Origin of the sequence: Nocardioides terrigena (assembly GCF_003047265.1) — a bacterium.
In the GTDB taxonomy this organism is placed as follows: domain Bacteria; phylum Actinomycetota; class Actinomycetes; order Propionibacteriales; family Nocardioidaceae; genus Nocardioides; species Nocardioides terrigena.
The window spans coordinates 76,352-91,291 of record NZ_PZYY01000004.1; the positions used below are offsets into that span (position 1 = coordinate 76,352).

Consider the following 14,940-nt stretch of genomic DNA (forward strand, 5'->3'; position numbering starts at 1 on the left):
CCCCGAGGGGCGCCTAGTGCCCGATCGCCAGCGACCGGCGATCGAGCCACCGGGGCACGGACGCCAGGTACGCGTCGTAGTCGGCGCCGAAGTTGGCGAGCAGGGCGGACTCCTCCGCGGTGATCTGCAGGCGGTCGATCACCAGCACGAAGGCAGCGACCGGGAGCAGGCCGGCCCATGCCCCGCGGCGTACGGCGTTGGCGACCAGCAACCCGGCCATGCCCACGTACATGGGGTTGCGGGTGACGGCGTTGACGGCGGACGGCGGAGACGCGTCGGGCGTCAGTGCCCGCTGCGCGAACCCCGCGGCCAGGGCCAGGAGCGGCGGAGGCAGACGCTTCACCCGCTCACCCTGACACTTTCGTTGCCGGTCGTCGACGCCCTCGGGCCGCCCCTGCGAGCCTTGCCGCCCCCCGGGGCCGCTGGTACGTTCCACCCCAGCATCGTGTTCCCGATCACTCGGGAACCCCACCCCAGACCTCCGGTGGCTCGTCATCTACGACCTGGAGGGGTGGCCGTGCTCCTGACCCGCCGGACGCCTGCAGCCCGCTCGGTACCTGGCTGGACGATGCCTCATCATGCCTGCTCCGGACGCGCGCTCGACGCGTCGCCCGAGCGCGCCGTCCTGGTCGACCACGGGGTGACCAGGACATCCGACAACCCACTCCTGGAGGCCCTGGCACATGACTGACATCGTCGACATCGACTCGGACCGCGCCCTCGTGGAGCAGGCCAAGGGAGCGATCATGCTCCGCTACGGCGTCGGCTCCTACGAGTCGCTGGCGGCCATGATCCGGTGGGCGCGCGAGGCAGACACCCCCGTCGAGGACGTGGCTCGCGCCCTGGTCAAGGGCATCTGCCAGGGGCGCGTCACCCCAGAGACCCAGGGGATCGTGCGCTGGCTCGAGCAGCGCCTCCGCGCCGACATCGCAGCGGCGCCCGACCCGGTCCCGGAGGTGACGCCGCGTCGCAACCTGACCGAGCGGCGCGCACCCGCGGGGGCGGATCGATCACCGGCTGCCGCCCCCACGCAGTGGCGCTACACCTCGGCCGTGCACGCGGCCCGTTCCCTGGGCCGCGCCTAGCCGGCCCGCGGCCAGACGGAACCGCCCCCGAGCAAGACGTCCCGGACGGCCACGGCCTTTCGACCCTGACGTCACCGGTCGCGGGTCGACACCATGAAGCCATGGCCAGCAACCAGCGGATCAGCTCCACGGAGCAGCTCGAGGCCCTCGGGCAGGCAGTGATCACGACCGACCCCGCCGGGGTGGTCCTCTTCTGGAACCCCGCGGCCGAGGAGCTCTACGGCTGGACGGCGCGGGAGGCGATCGGCCGCAACATCGCCGAGCTCAGCGTGCCCGAGGTGGGGCAGGACGTCGCCGCCGAGATCATGGCCGCCCTCCGGGACGGGGTCCCGTGGTCCGGCGGGTTCCCCGTGCGCCGCAAGGACGGCACCCTGTTCCCTGCCCTGGTGACCGACTCCGGCATCTACCGGGACGGGAACCTCGTCGGAATCATCGGCGTCTCCATCAACCTCGGGACCGCCCTGCGCCCCCTCCTCGAACGCTCCACCGACGCGGCACTGGTGCTGCGCAGTGACGCCGTGATCACCTACGCGAGCCCCGCCGTGGAGCTGCTGTTCGGTTGGGAGCAGGACGCGCTCATGGGCACCTCCATCGTCCCGCTGCTGCACGAGGAGGACCGCGCCGCTCTGGCGGCGCTGCTGGAGGACGTCGTCGCCCACCCGGGCGTGCACACGCCCGTCGAGGTGCGGGTGCAGGCGTGGCACGACTGGAGGTGGGCGGAGGCCGCCTTCACCAACCTGCTCGACGACCCGACGGTGCGGGGCGTCGTGTGCAACCTGCGCCCCAGCCCGGCGCGGGTGGCTCAGGAAGTGGCCGAGCTGCGAGCCAGACAGCTCGAGACCGCCCTGCAGTCGCGGCTCGTGATCGAGCTCGCCAAGGGGTACCTCGTCGGCCGCGACGGGGTGACCCCGGACGAGGCCTTCGCGTCGCTGCGCTCCTACGCGCGGTCCCACCACCTCACCGTGCACGACGTGTGCCGGAGCGTCGTGGACGGCGAGCCGCTCATCGCACCGCCGACCGGGTGACGCGCAGGATGCCCTGAGGCCGGAGCCGACCCGCCCCGTGACCTCGGTCAGGCCCCCAGGGTGTGGGGCCTCACCTGCTCGGGCTCGAGGATCGGCTCGGGCCGAGCCTCCTCGATCCCGGACTCGTCGGCCGGACGCGCCTGCTTCTGCTCGGCGGTGAAGGCCGACGTCACGGTGCGCATCGCCTCGCTGAGCTCTCCGGGGATGACGAAGTAACCGTTGCCGTGCTCGGCGAGGCGCGGGAGCATCTCGAGGTACTTGTAGGCCAGCACCTGCGGGTCGGCGTCGTTGTCGTGGACCGCCTGGAAGACCCGCTCCAGTGCCTTCGCCTCCCCATCGGCCTCGAGGATCTTCGCCTGCTGGCGGCCCTCCGCCTCGAGGATCAGCTTGTTGCGCGTGCCCTCCGCGGTGAGGATCAGCGACTGGCGGTGCCCCTCTGCCTGGAGGATCACCGCGCGCTTGTCCCGCTCGGCGCGCATCTGCTTCTCCATCGCCTCCTGGATGCTTCGCGGCGGGTCGATGGCCTTGATCTCCACCCGGTTGACCCGGATGCCCCACTTGCCGGTGGCCTCGTCGAGCACCTCGCGCAGTCGGAGGTTGATCGTCTCCCGGGAGGTCAGCGTGCTCTCGAGGTCCATCGACCCGATGAGGTTGCGCAGGGTGGTGACGGTGAGCTGGTCGATGGCCTGGAGGTAGTTGGTCACCCCGTACGCGGCCGCCCGCGGGTCGGTGATCTGGTAGTAGAGGACGGTGTCGATGGCGACTACCAGGTTGTCCTCGGTGATCACCGGCTTGGGCTGGGAGGTGTAGACGGTCTCCCGGACGTCGAGCTTGGTGTTGACCCGGTCGACCAGCGGGATGATCAGGTTGAGCCCGGGCTGCAGGGTCCGCTGGTAGCGACCGAACCGCTCGATGTTGTAGCGCCGCGCCTGCGGCACGATCCGGATGGCGGAGGCCACCACGAAGGCGACCAGCGCCGCCAGGATGGCGATCGGGATCCACAGCTCCATCAGTCTCACGCTTCTCTCGGTCGGGTTTCGGGCAGCGGCTCGCTCGGGTGCACCAGGGCGGTGGCCCCGTCGATCTCGTAGACGTCGACCCGGATGCCGGCCGGGATCACGAGGCTCTCGTCGTACGACCGGGCCGACCAGTCCTCGCCCGAGAGGTGCACGAGACCGCCGGTCGCGCTGACCTCGCGGGTGACCAGCGCCGACCGGCCGACCAGGGCGTCGCTGCCGTCCCGGGACAGCGGCGGGAGCGCCAGGTGCCGCTTGGCGATGGGCCGGATCGCCACGAGGGCGATGCCGCCCGTGACGGCGAAGGCCAACAGCTGTACGACGACCGGCGCTCCCAGGCCGGCGGCGACCGCCGCGACGAGGGCCGCGCCCGCCAAGAGGCCGAACGCCAGCGTCAGCGTGAGGAACTCCACCACGCCGAGGAGAAAGGCGATTGCCAGCCAGGCGTACGGCCACATGTGACGGTTCCATCCGGGGAGGATGTGCTCCCAGCGTACTGCCCCCAGACGAAGATCGTCCCGGTCAGACCGCCGCCGGGAGGGACGGCAGTGCGGCGCGCAGGGCCACCTCCGTCCGCAGCGCGAGGGCAGCCAGGGTCAGGGTCGGGTTGGCCGTGCCGCAGGTCGGGAAGAGGCTGCTGCCGACGATCCACATGTTGGGGACGTCGTGGCTGCGCCCGAATCCGTCGGCCACCGAGTCCCGCGGGTCGGTACCCATGATCGTGGTGCCCATGATGTGGCCGGCGCCGAACGCGAACGGGACGTGCGTGCGCTCCCGCGCACGCAGTGCGCCGAAGAGCCGCTCGTGCAGAGCCTGCGCGTCGTCGAGCCCGCCCTGGGTGTAGGCGTCGATCGAGAAGGTGATCCGCGGCCGCGGGATGCCGATGTCGTCGAGCAGGTCGAACGCCGGCGTGATCGTGTTGGCGCGGTCCGGCAGCTGCTCGGTGAGCGAGGCGAACCGGAGCTCGTGGGAGACGTGGTCCTCCCAGCGGGCGGCCAGCGCGGCGCCGCCCTCCCTCAGCGCGGGGAACGGCCCCTGGGTGAACTCGAAGGTCGGGTCACCGATCGGGAACCGCCACCCGTCGTTGCCGATCTCCACCCTGAACGCCGATCGCAGCCCGCGGTCGGGGGACTGCCGGGGCGACTCGATCCCGGCGGTCGACAGGGGACCGCGCTGCGGGTAGACCGGCTGGTCGGGGGCCGACAGCGCGTAGGACAGGGCGATGGGGTGGTCCATCAGGTTCTGGCCGACCTGTCCGGAGCTGTTGGCGATCCCGTCGCCGCCGTTGGACATGAGCAGGATCTTGGGGGTCTCGATGGCGTGGGCGGCCATCACGACCGCCCGGCCGAGCACCTCGTCGTCCGTGCCGTCCGGCCGCCGGAACCGGACGCCGCGCGCCGTACCGTCCTCGCGGAGCAGCACCTCGCGCACCACCGCGTCCGAGATCAGCTTGGCGCCCTTCTCGACGGCGCGGTCGAGGTGGATGACCGCGTCGTACTTCGCACCGATCGGACAGATGGGGATGCAGTTGCTGTTGCCGACGCAGTGGTGGCGGTCGTTGTAGGTCTCGGTGTTGCGGGCCTGCGGGGTCGACAGCACGTCCAGCCCGATGGTGCGGGCGGCGCCTCTCACCACCTTGTCGAGGAACGAGATGGGCACGGCCGGCATCGGGAATCCGGCGCTGCGGGGCGAGCCCTGGTCCTGGCGACCGTCGCCGGCGACTCCCATCTCCTTCTCGGCCTGGACGTAGTAGGGCTCGAGGTCGGCGTACGTCAGCGGCCAGTCCCGGCCGACGCCGAAGCGGGTCCTCATCTCGAAGTCGCTCGGCAGCAGCCGCGGCGTGCTGCCGAGCCAGTGCCAGGTGGTGCCGCCGACCACGCGCTCGTACGTCGAGCCGAACGGCTCGGGTCCTTCCTGGACGAAGTAGCCGGTGCCGGGTACGCCGATGTCCAGAACCGTCGGCCGGGGTGCGTGCGCCGTGGACGGGTAGGGCGACTCGGGCACCTTGGCGGGTGCCTGCCGGAAGATCTCCACCGCCCGGTCCCGGTCGACCGGCGGTCCCGCCTCGAGGACCACCACGCTCACGCCCCGGCGGACCAGCCGGTCCGCGACGAGGGCTCCGGCCACACCCGAGCCGACGATGACGACGTCGGCGGTTGCCACGATGCTCATGGGGCTTCATCCCACTTCGAGAAGCCGATCTTGGTGCTCGGCGGTTCGGCGAACGGGAGCGACTGCCAGGCCAGCGCCTCCAGGTAGTCGGCGGTACGGCCGTCGACGAGGCCCGAGTACCAGAGCACCAGGACCTGCTGGGCCGTCCGCGCTGCGGCCTCGCTGCGGAGGGCGCCCCGTCGTACGACCGCGTTGAAGGTCCGGGGCACGCGATCGGCACGGACGGTGTCCTGGACGAGCTGGCGCAGGGGATCGTTGTACGCCGGGTCGCGGACCAGGGAGGCGAGGTAGAGGGCTCCGGGCTCGTCGTCGAGGCTGAACTCGTCATCGGTGAGGATCTCCGACAGCTCCATGAACTCGTCGAGCGTGACCGGCCCGGTGCGGGTGGCGGCACCGGCGGACGCGGGGCTGAGGAGGTCGGCCCCGGCCATGACCAGCGTGCCGCTGGCGAGGCCGACGAGGAGCTCTCGGCGACTGGCGAGGGGCAGTGCGGCCTCGAGGGCGCGCACGTCGGATCGTGGGTTCGTCATGAGGGTCCCGGACGTGGAGGTCTGACGGCCGCCGGTGGGGCAGGCCGACAGTGCGGCGCAGGCGTCGCGCCACAGGGAGCAGGGGGCAGGGACCGGTCCGAGCGTGGGCGACAGCGGGTCCAGGACTCTGGTCCTGCGACGCGTCTGGCCACAACGGTCGTGGGTGACTCGGTGCGCCGGTGTCCCTCGAGGACTCCGTCGCACTCCTTGTCGATCGCTCCTCAACGTAGGCAGTGCGTGGAGCGGTGGTCAAGGCTCGTCGGGGGTACTAGGACCAACGTCCAATGGCGACCCGTTCCTCGTCAGGGACACGCTCGGGGGCCTGGACGGCGGACCCCACACGCCGCAGAGCGGAGCGTCGCGATGAGCACAGCAGGACTGCACCACCACAGAGGTTGGGTACGCCGCCTGGTCGCGCCGATGGTCGTCGCGCTCGGCGCCGCGACGATGACCGCCGGCGTGCTCGCCGTCCCCGCCACCGCCGCGAGCTCCGACGCCTGTGCGGGTGGAGGCTTCCGGCTGGTCAACCTGACGACGGGTGCCACCGTGGCCTCGAGCCCGACCGAGGGCACCGTCTCGGCCGCAGCCCTCGGAGAGCGCTTCGGCGTGCGGGGCCTCTACAACCAGTTCGACGTGCGTGCGTCCGACTTCGCCGTCCTGGACTACGCCTTCACGGGTGCCGCCAACGAGGAGGACATGACCGGCGGCCGGTTCACCCCGGTGTGGGCCAGCAAGGTGCCGGACCACCGGGGCGCGACGCTCAGCAGCGGCGTGGAGGTCAGCCTCGACGAGGAGGACCTGGTCATCATGCGCACCGGGTCCGCGGTGTCGATGAAGATCCAGGCCAAGGACTGCGCACAGGGCGGCATCTTCCAGATGGAGCCGGAGCGCGGGGACGGGCAGACCACGCGGATCGTGCACACGCTCGCCCAGTCGTCCCAGCCCGGGATGACGCCCTTCTTCTTCGACAACACCAACTTCCGTGAGCGCGTCGGCCAGTTCCTCGGTGCTGACTGCACCAGCGTGGTCACCGGGCCGCCCAGCCAGTTCTGCGTGCAGGTCAACACCCGCACCAACATCGGCAACGACGTCTCCTCCGCCTTCGTCGCCCGCGACAGCGCGCAGGTCGCCGAGCGTGTCGACCAGCCCCAGTGCAACACCGCCACTCCCTTGAACCCGAGCGTCGAGCACTGCGGCAGCCAGTCGATCTGGGACGTCGCCAGCGGCGGCCGGATGGGCTTCGTGACCGGGGAGGACGCCGTCGAGGTGGCCAACCCGCCCACTGACTGCGTCGAGGACTGCCAGGCGCAGAACCAGGTCCGCGGTCGCCTCGCCGTGCTGGGCTTCCCCTTCCCGGTGCCCGCCGGCAGCCGGCTCACGCCCGCCACCGCCGCAGGGGCCCTCCCCGCTCCCCCGTCCCTGCCCGGGTCCACCTCGACCGGTACGCCGCCCGCACCCTCGCAGGTGCGCCCGTCGACGCCGCAGGTGAGGAAGGCCGTGGCCGGTCGAGCGGGTGGCCGGGCCACCGCCACCGCTCGGTGGCAGTCCGTCGCCGGTGCCGCCGCCTACCAGGTCCGCGCGGTGCGCCTCGGAGCTCGGGGCAAGGCCGTCACCTCGGACAAGCTGAGCGGCTCCGCCCGCTCCCGCACGATGGTGCTGAAGCGTGGCACCTACCGATTCAAGATCCGGGCCCTCAATGCCGCCGGTGCCAGCTCTTGGTCGACGATGTCGAACAAGGTGCGCGCCCGCTGAGACGGGCGTCGCGGTCCCGCGCTCTCCCCGGCGCGGGACCGCGTCTTCTTGCCCTCTGAAGGTGGGTCGAACCGCCGCGAGTTGCCCGCAAACGTCGTCGCGTGTCTTTGCCGATTGGAGCGGTCGATGCCACCTCCGCTCCACAACCGGCACCCGGCGGGCCTTTCACCGCGTCTGTACGGGCCTCACACTGGGAACCGAACAGAGCAGGAGGACGATGGTGCTGCGGTTCCTGAAAGCCGGAGTGGGGTTGCTTCTGGGGGTCTCAGGGGCGTTGATGTACACCGCGTCATGGCAACGCTGGGCCGGTGCGTGCGCGTGGGGTGACAGCGAGTCCCCGCTGTGCGACATGCGTCAAGATCACCGGTACGACTTCATCGCACCCGAAGCTCCGTGGGAACCCATCGGTACGGCAGCGCAACTGGCCGGCGCGTCACTGCTCGTCCTCGCCCTCGCCTACGTGCTTCTGCCGTGGGCGCTGACCGGACGTCGCCCAGGGGTCATGGTTGGCGTCGTGTGGCTGATCGGAGTGGCCGCGTTGGTGAGTGTCGGCGTCGCCACGCTCACGTCCGGTCTCACCAGCATCGTGGTGCACCCGGTGGGTGGCGACCTTGCCTTGTTCGCGTGGTTCTTCATACCGGCTCCCCTGTTGATCTGGTTCAGCCTCAACTCTCGCGGATTGGCGGGGGGAGCCGGTATTGCGTTGGTGCTGTCGTCGCCGTTCGTCGCCGCGGCCACCTACGGAATCGGTCCCTACGACGCCCGCCCCTGGTGGGAGGCAATCCGCGGGACGCTCACAGCAACGGCAGGCGTTCTTCTGCTCGCGGACGCGACCCTGCTGGGACTGCGGCGTCCCCGAACACACATCATGGCCGGGCGTGACACCGACCAAGAAGCGGCAACGCCGAGGTAATTCAACGACAACAACCGTGCGGGTCGGCCCCACTCGCCGCCCATGGCCACCGCCGATGGGGCAGCAGGGCGGGTGCCGCGGTCCTGCTGGTACAGCGCGGAAGTGGTGGCTTTTCGCGGCAGTCCCCGAATGCGATCGGGTGCGTCTTCCCGCCGCCTGTAGGCGTAGCTACGGAGCTCGTTTGGCCCCAGCTTGCCAATCTTCCATTCGTAGATCGTCACGGGAAGCAGGTAGCCATCCTCGTCGAACGTCCCCTGGCCGACCTCGTGTCCTCCCATGTGCTTGTAGAACGCGCGAGCCGGGAGGTTCGCTGACAAGACCTCGAGCCGGACGGTCGAGAACCCGAGCTGGCTGAAGTCCAGCGCGGCCGCATGCAGCAGCGCGGCTCCGATGCCCTGGCGGTGCCGAGTCGGATCGACGTACAGCGCAACCACCTCGGCAGTCAGTACTGCATCACCATCCGCAGGACGCCCGTACACAAGACCCACGAGTTCCCCCGCGTGGTCGTCTGCCACCAGCAGCACGTCCCGCGGGGCGTCGCCGTTGGCCTGGTCGACGAGGACACGCACCTAACCCTGCTCTGACACCTCTGGCGTCCGTTCGGCCACTCGCCTCCGCCACGCCTCGTCCGGCATCTGCCCCCTATGACCCGACAGCCAAGACGCCACCATGACGCGCCCCAGCGCTGCCGCGTCGCCCCGCACCGCTGACCGGATCCTCACGCTCGGCATCCACCCTTCCGTCTCGACCGACAGGCTAGGAGGGGCCACGGGTCCGATCCAGCGGCGACGACGATGCATCACCTCGCCGTGACCTGGGCGCGCGGCTTCGCTGTCACCGCCGCCGTCACTGGTTCCGCATTCGCCGTCGCGACACTCTTTGACTGTTCACGTGAACCGCCGCCACTGTGCCTAGCCGCACGGACCGGCCCGCCGCCGGACAAGGGACTCACCTGAATCCTGCGCTAGTACGAGCAGGGCAGGCGGAGTCGGGAGGAGCCGCCGTCGCCGTGGAAGATCTTCCGAGCTGATGGAGCAAGGTCGGTACTCGTCGCTGGTGCACGGTCGGTGCCCAGGTTCCTGGCGTAACGAGGGTGCGCTCCTCCAGAGATCTGCAGGCGAAGGCGGTTGCCGGTGGTGAAGCGGTGCGCCAGGGCGTCGAGCTGGAGCGTGATGGTCCCGTTCGCATTCCCCGGTCCCAGGCGCACGAATCCGTCGCTGACGTTGATGGACCGCCCACTCCTCCTCACTTCGCATACCCGTACGAAGAGGTCGGCGTATGGGTTGTCGGTCTCGTGGACGACTTCGACCACCGGGTTCCCGAGCACGTCCAGAGGGTCGGTCAGCGGTGGGCTGGTGAACGTCACGACGTCTGCGCGATCCTCGAGCCTCCGGTTGTCGCGATGACCACCGATCGCCGGGTTGATCACGCGGCCACCGACGGCTGGGGTGGGATCGGAAGGGTCGTACGTGAACGTCGTGGGACCGGTGCCGGACGGCGGCGGGGTGTCGTCGAGACCACCGCCGGACTGGAGGTGGAACACCCGCTCGCTGGTCGGCGGCGGCCACGCCTCCAGGTTGCGCCACTCCCGGGCGCCTGTCACGAAGATCCGTACCCGACCCGGCCGCTGCTGGCCGCCGACTCCGGCGAGGTGTTCGGCCAACCAGTCCAGTGCCTCCGTCATGACGGCTGCGGCGCCCGTGGTGGCTGCCTCGATGTGGGTCCACGGTCCGATGGTGAGTCCCACCTCGACGCCCCGCTGCTGCAGTCGGTCGTGCTGTTCGATCATCTGGGCGGGGAACCGGTCCTGCCAACCCGCTTGCAGCAGCACGGGCACGGTGACCCGGTCGAGAGCCTGGCCCAGGCGCATGTGGCGCCAGACGGGATGCTCGGGGTCCGACGCCAGGAGCCAGTCGGCGTACGGCATGGGACTACCGGCGAAGAGGGTGTCCTGCGCCTTGACGAGAGGGAGGTCCTCGTACGCCGGCCTCAAGCGGCGGCTCGACGTCGCCGCGCGCGCGACTTGCCTGATGGCTCCGACCTCGAGATGCCCCAGGGCGTCCATGAGGCCCACGACCTCCTCGAGGGAGAAGGCCCCGGCACCGTGCGCCCCCCAGTGGGCGTCGTGCCCGGAGATGGCGACCACCGCCGCCACGAGCTCCGAGGGAGGGTCCGCCATCACCGCCCATGCCGCGTGCCCCAGGTAGGACGCTCCCCAGAGGGCGAAGCGACCGTCGAACCAGGGTTGTCGACGAAGCCAGACGACCGCGTCGGCGCCGTCGGCCTTCTCCTGACTGAACGGGTCGAGGTCCCCTCCGGAACCGGACGTCCCGCGGCAACCCTGGTTCACGACCCGGTAGCCGTGGCTGGCGAAGAAGCCGGCGGTGAGCTGGGCGATCACCCCGCCCAGACCGTAGGGGGTGCGGATGAGAACCGTGCCCAACGACCTGGTGGCCGGCACGTACACGTCGGTCAGGAGCTCCGCGCCGTCACGCATGGGGACACGCGTTCGGCCGACGGTGTAGTCGTAGTGGCCAAGCGGCATCCGTAGAACCCGAGCCAGTGTGGTTCCGAGCGGATGGCGCAGCCGGGACTTCATACCGTCTAGCGGCTGCCTGAGCGCGTGGCTCGAGTGACGGACAACAGCGCGTCCATGACAACTCCGGTGACAGAAGGGCTCAGAGACAGCGTACTCCGGCCGGTCAGCACAGGCCCGGCAGTTGTGCCTGCGCCGGCTCAGGACTAGTCAGTCCGAGGGGTGGCGCGTCCTGACTTCATCTCAATAGAGTCAGGCCATGGGGCGCAGCCAACCGCTACTCGGTCGGGAGGCGGAGAAGCAGCGCGTGGGGACCCTTCTGGGGCATGCCCGCAACGGTCGCGGAGGCGCCTTGTTCCTGACCGGTGAGCCCGGGATCGGCAAGACGACGCTCTTGGAGGCCACCACGTCCGAACCGGCCGGCATGCGTCTGTTGACGGCCGACGGTTTCGAGGCCGAGTCCACCATTCCCTTCGCAGGAGTGCAGCGACTCTTCATTCCGCTGCGTGAGTACGTGGCTGCTCTGCCAGAGCTGCACCAACAAGCGATCCAGGTCGCCGCCGGCGTCACCGACGGGCCGCCGCCGGATCGCTTCCTGGTCGGCCTGGGAGTCCTCGGACTGCTGGCCGCCGCCGCACAGGTCGAGCCCATCGTGTGTGTGGTCGACGACGCACACCTGCTCGACCCCGAGTCGCTGGACGTCCTGGGTTTGGTGTCACGCCGACTCGGAGCCGAGGCCGTAGCCGTCGTCATGGCTGCCCGGGACACCCCGCACCTCGAGACCCACGTCGCCGGAGTGCCGGTGCTGCACCTCGCCGGTCTGGAGCCAGAGTGGGCGATGCGGCTGCTGAATGCGTCCCTGCCCGAGGCGATCGATCCGGTGGCAGCCGCGCAGATCGTTGCTGCGACCGGTGGCAACCCGCTGGCGCTGGTCGACCTCGCCGGGGAGCTGAGCGTGCGCCGCCTGACCGAGACCAGCCTGGCGGACGAGCCCCTGCCGATCGGCCACCACCTCGAAGCCCTGTACCTGCGCCGGATCCGCCACCTGTCACCGGACCTCCAGGTGTGGCTGCTGATCGCTGCGGCGGACTCCACCGGCAACATCGACCTCATCCGGGCGGCTGGCCAGTCGTGGGGCCTGCCGGAGGATCCGGTCGACGAGGCCGAGGCGGCCGGGCTGGTCGTGCTGGAGGACGCGATCCGGTTCCGGCACCCACTGGTCCGCTCGGCTGCCTACAACGCCGCCCAGGGCGCGCAGCGGCGGCGGGCCCACCGAGCGCTGGCGGCCGCCGCCGATCAGCTGGGCCTGGCCGAGGTCGAGGCGTGGCACTCGGCCAAGGGCACCCTCGGCACCGACCCGGACGTGGCTGACCGGCTGGAGCGGGTCGCCGCTGCGGCTGGACGGCGCGGCGGTCTCTCGTCACGGGCTCGACTCCTGGCCCAGTCGTCCGCGCTGACCCCCGTCGGCGAGCTGAGGTTCGCACGTCTCGTCGCGGCAGCGGAGGCGGCGCTGGCGTCAGGTGCGGCCCAGCTGGCCAAGACCTACCTGGATGACGTGGACGAGGAGGTGCTGGACCCGGTCTCGCGGGGGCGCCTGATCTGGACCCGGGCCAGCATCGCGATGTTCACCGCGGACCCGGCACTCATGGAGGCCGGAGCCAACATGTTGTCGGCGGCCGAGTCGTTCCATGGCCACGACGTCAACCGCGAGCAGGGGGCCCTGATCAAGGCGTTCGAGTACACGTTGCCTGCGGAACGACTGGCCCAGGGCGCCACGCTGTCCGAGCTCGGCGCCCGGATGCGCAAGGGCGCAGAGCTGGACGAGGGCACGGCAGGCACCATCCTCCGTGGACTCAGCGCCCACGTCCTGCTCCCCTATGAGCACGCCGTACCCAGCATGCGGGCCGCCGTGGACACGATCCTGGCGCTGGATCCGCCGGACCTCCTCACGTACGGCGCCATCAGTGTCGCTCTCACGACAGCCTTGTGGGACGCCCCGGCCCGACGCGAGTGCCTCGAACGCACCGCTGCGGCGGCGCGCGACGCGGGGTCCCTGCAGCTGCTGGACACCGCGCTGTGGATCATGTCGCTGGCCGAGCTGAGCGGCGGAACCCCCCGCCGGGCACACGAGTACATCGAGCAGGTGCGCGAGCTGCGGCGCGCCATCGGCTACGACGCTGAGCACGTCATCAACGTCGCCCTGCTGGCCTGGTCCGACGCCCCTCGCCCACAGGTCGAGATGATCAGCGAGGGCGCGGCCTCGATGGGATTCGGCGGCGTCGCGGCCGCCGGGCAGGCCGCCCTCGCCGTGCGGGACCTCGCCGAGGCCAGCTACGAGGATGCCTACCACCGGCTCAAGCCACTGGTGGACGACCCCTTCCTCCAGGTCACCCCGCTCGAGCTGCCCGACTTCATCGAGGCGGCGTGCCGCAGCCAGCATGCCGACGAGGCCGTCGTACACGTGGCGCACCTCGAGGCCTTGGCGTCCGTCAACGGGTCGCCATGGACCAGTGGTGTCGCCCAGCGTTCCCGTGCGCTCGTCGAGCACGATGCCGAACCCCACTACCTGGGTGGGATCTCGACCCTGGAACGCACTGACCTCGACATCGAGCTCGCCCGTGCTCACCTCCTGTACGGCGAGTGGTTGCGGCGCGCCCGCCGACGCCGGGACGCTCGCGAGCACCTGCACCGGGCCCTCCAGCTCTTCGAGCGCGGCCAGGCTCCGGCGTTCGCCCGCCGCGCCCGTATCGAGCTGCAGGCGATCGGCGACCGCTCCACGTCCTCCGGGACGCCGGACACCCTGGACCTCACTGTCCAGCAGCTGACCGTCGCGCGCCTCGCCGCAGCGGGTCACACCAACGCCGAGATCGGGGCCACCATGTTCCTCAGCGCACACACGGTCGACTACCACCTGCGCAAGGTCTTCCAGAAGCTGGGGATCTCCTCCCGACGCCAGCTGGCCGACCGCGTCGGCACCCTCACCTGAGGTGTCCTCGCCGGCGCACGGACTACGAGCCGCACGTGGTCCGGGACCGTTCACCTCGCTGCAGGCTCGGGTGATCCCACTCGATCCAGGAGGCACTCCATGCCCTTCGTGAACGCCGACGACGGAGCCCACATCTTCTACAAGGACTGGGGCGCCGGTGGCACTCCGGTCCTGCTCAGCCACGGCTGGCCGCTCAACGCCGACGCCTGGGAGGCGACGGCGCTGTTCCTCGCCGAGCACGGCCACCGAGCCATCGCCCATGACCGCCGTGGCCACGGCCGCTCCAGCCAGACGTGGCACGGCAACGAGATGGACACCTACGCCGACGACCTGGCCTGCCTGATCGACGCCCTCGACCTCACCGACCTGACCCTGGTCGGCCACTCCACCGGCGGTGGTGAGGTCGTGCACTACGTCGGCCGGCACGGCACCGCCCGCGTCGCCAAGGTGGTCCTCGTCTCGGCCGTCCCGCCGCTCATGCTGCGCACCGACGACAACCCCGAAGGGCTCCCCCTGGAGGTGTTCGACCAGATCCGCGCAGGTGAGGCGACCAACCGGTCACAGCTGTACCGCGACCTCGCCGACGGCCCGTTCTTCGGCCACAACCGCAACCACGACGTCGACCAGGGGTTCCGCGACGCATTCTGGCTGCAGAGCATGGCGTGCGGCCACCGAGGCGCCTACGAGTGCATCGCTGCGTTCTCCGCCACCGACTTCCGACCCGACCTGGAGAAGGTCGACGTCCCGACGCTGGTCATCCATGGCGACGACGACCAGATCGTGCCCTTCGAGGTCGGCGGCAAGCGCTCTGCCCAGATGATCGACGGTGCGACCCTCACCGTCTACCCCGGGAGCGGCCACGCCCTGCCCGACACCGACCGCGACCGGCTCCACGCCGACCTCCTCGCGTTCATCGACGCCTGAC

12 protein-coding genes and 1 pseudogene are annotated in these 14,940 nt (G+C 70.6%); 6 read left to right on the plus strand and 7 right to left on the minus strand.

Annotated elements, in window-relative coordinates; translation table 11 throughout:
• Nucleotides 1–13: 13 nt before the first annotated feature.
• A complete protein-coding gene (locus DAE25_RS09610) occupies nucleotides 14–343 on the minus strand; it encodes a methyltransferase family protein (protein ID WP_107766001.1) in 330 nt (109 codons plus the stop codon).
• Nucleotides 344–683: 340 nt separating this feature from the next.
• Here DAE25_RS09610 and DAE25_RS09615 point away from each other — a divergent pair, with 340 nt between their 5' ends.
• The gene (locus DAE25_RS09615; RefSeq protein WP_107766002.1) at nucleotides 684–1,085 is read left to right on the plus strand and encodes an ANTAR domain-containing protein; all 402 of its coding nucleotides are present in this window, start codon (nucleotides 684–686) and stop codon (nucleotides 1,083–1,085) included.
• A 101-nt stretch (nucleotides 1,086–1,186) separates the two neighbouring features.
• The gene (locus DAE25_RS09620) at nucleotides 1,187–2,110 is read left to right on the plus strand and encodes a PAS domain S-box protein (protein WP_107766003.1); all 924 of its coding nucleotides are present in this window, start codon (nucleotides 1,187–1,189) and stop codon (nucleotides 2,108–2,110) included.
• Nucleotides 2,111–2,157: 47 nt separating this feature from the next.
• Here DAE25_RS09620 and DAE25_RS09625 read toward each other — a convergent pair whose 3' ends face one another.
• The 4 genes from DAE25_RS09625 to DAE25_RS09640 all read right to left on the minus strand — a co-directional run bounded on the left by DAE25_RS09625 (nucleotide 2,158) and on the right by DAE25_RS09640 (nucleotide 5,828).
• Nucleotides 2,158–3,120: an SPFH domain-containing protein gene (locus tag DAE25_RS09625; protein WP_107766004.1), complete on the minus strand. Its 963-nt coding sequence runs from the start codon at nucleotides 3,118–3,120 to the stop codon at nucleotides 2,158–2,160.
• 5 nt (nucleotides 3,121–3,125) lie between these two features.
• Nucleotides 3,126–3,584, minus strand: coding sequence for an NfeD family protein (locus DAE25_RS09630; protein WP_107766005.1), 459 nt, complete (start codon nucleotides 3,582–3,584; stop codon nucleotides 3,126–3,128).
• 64 nt (nucleotides 3,585–3,648) lie between these two features.
• Nucleotides 3,649–5,298 carry a GMC family oxidoreductase gene (locus tag DAE25_RS09635; RefSeq protein ID WP_107766006.1) on the minus strand — a complete coding sequence of 550 codons (1,650 nt, stop codon included), beginning with the start codon at nucleotides 5,296–5,298 and terminating at the stop codon, nucleotides 3,649–3,651.
• Nucleotides 5,295–5,828, minus strand: a complete 534-nt coding sequence (locus DAE25_RS09640; protein WP_107766007.1) for a sugar dehydrogenase complex small subunit — start codon at nucleotides 5,826–5,828, stop codon at nucleotides 5,295–5,297. The genes DAE25_RS09635 and DAE25_RS09640 overlap by 4 nt, the downstream gene beginning before the upstream one ends.
• 363 nt (nucleotides 5,829–6,191) lie before the next feature.
• On the opposite strand from DAE25_RS09640, the gene DAE25_RS09645 reads away from it, so the two are divergent.
• Nucleotides 6,192–7,580: a hypothetical protein gene (locus DAE25_RS09645; protein WP_199907514.1), complete on the plus strand. Its 1,389-nt coding sequence runs from the start codon at nucleotides 6,192–6,194 to the stop codon at nucleotides 7,578–7,580.
• Between the two features lie 217 nt (nucleotides 7,581–7,797).
• Entirely contained in the window at nucleotides 7,798–8,493 is a 696-nt protein-coding gene (locus tag DAE25_RS23835; protein WP_234410959.1) for a hypothetical protein, read from the plus strand.
• A 299-nt stretch (nucleotides 8,494–8,792) separates the two neighbouring features.
• Here the strand turns inward: DAE25_RS23835 and DAE25_RS24265 are convergent.
• Nucleotides 8,793–9,062: pseudogene (locus DAE25_RS24265) on the minus strand (GNAT family N-acetyltransferase); the annotation flags it as partial.
• A 395-nt stretch (nucleotides 9,063–9,457) separates the two neighbouring features.
• Nucleotides 9,458–10,990 (minus strand): CocE/NonD family hydrolase, encoded by a 1,533-nt coding sequence (locus DAE25_RS09655; RefSeq protein ID WP_234410961.1) that lies wholly within the window; start codon nucleotides 10,988–10,990, stop codon nucleotides 9,458–9,460.
• Nucleotides 10,991–11,288: 298 nt separating this feature from the next.
• Between DAE25_RS09655 and DAE25_RS09660 the strand changes: the two genes are divergently transcribed.
• On the plus strand, nucleotides 11,289–14,015 hold the full coding sequence (locus DAE25_RS09660; RefSeq protein ID WP_107766010.1) for a helix-turn-helix transcriptional regulator: 2,727 nt from the start codon (nucleotides 11,289–11,291) through the stop codon (nucleotides 14,013–14,015).
• 99 nt (nucleotides 14,016–14,114) lie between these two features.
• Complete coding sequence (locus DAE25_RS09665) at nucleotides 14,115–14,939, plus strand: alpha/beta fold hydrolase (RefSeq protein ID WP_107766011.1); 825 nt, start codon at nucleotides 14,115–14,117, stop codon at nucleotides 14,937–14,939.
• Nucleotide 14,940 lies beyond the last annotated feature (1 nt).

Bases quoted from the DNA above. Each gene is read 5' to 3' on its own strand.
- DAE25_RS23835 (WP_234410959.1), top strand. From the start codon at position 7,798: ATGGTGCTGCGGTTCCTGAAAGCCGGAGTGGGGTTGCTTCTGGGGGTC.
- DAE25_RS09660 (WP_107766010.1), top strand. From the start codon at position 11,289: ATGGGGCGCAGCCAACCGCTACTCGGTCGGGAGGCGGAGAAGCAGCGC.
- DAE25_RS09630 (WP_107766005.1), bottom strand. From the start codon at position 3,584: ATGTGGCCGTACGCCTGGCTGGCAATCGCCTTTCTCCTCGGCGTGGTG.
- DAE25_RS09635 (WP_107766006.1), bottom strand. From the start codon at position 5,298: ATGAGCATCGTGGCAACCGCCGACGTCGTCATCGTCGGCTCGGGTGTG.
- DAE25_RS09645 (WP_199907514.1), top strand. From the start codon at position 6,192: ATGAGCACAGCAGGACTGCACCACCACAGAGGTTGGGTACGCCGCCTG.
- DAE25_RS09655 (WP_234410961.1), bottom strand. From the start codon at position 10,990: ATGCGTGACGGCGCGGAGCTCCTGACCGACGTGTACGTGCCGGCCACC.
- DAE25_RS09615 (WP_107766002.1), top strand. From the start codon at position 684: ATGACTGACATCGTCGACATCGACTCGGACCGCGCCCTCGTGGAGCAG.
- DAE25_RS09640 (WP_107766007.1), bottom strand. From the start codon at position 5,828: ATGACGAACCCACGATCCGACGTGCGCGCCCTCGAGGCCGCACTGCCC.
- DAE25_RS09625 (WP_107766004.1), bottom strand. From the start codon at position 3,120: ATGGAGCTGTGGATCCCGATCGCCATCCTGGCGGCGCTGGTCGCCTTC.
- DAE25_RS09665 (WP_107766011.1), top strand. From the start codon at position 14,115: ATGCCCTTCGTGAACGCCGACGACGGAGCCCACATCTTCTACAAGGAC.
- DAE25_RS09620 (WP_107766003.1), top strand. From the start codon at position 1,187: ATGGCCAGCAACCAGCGGATCAGCTCCACGGAGCAGCTCGAGGCCCTC.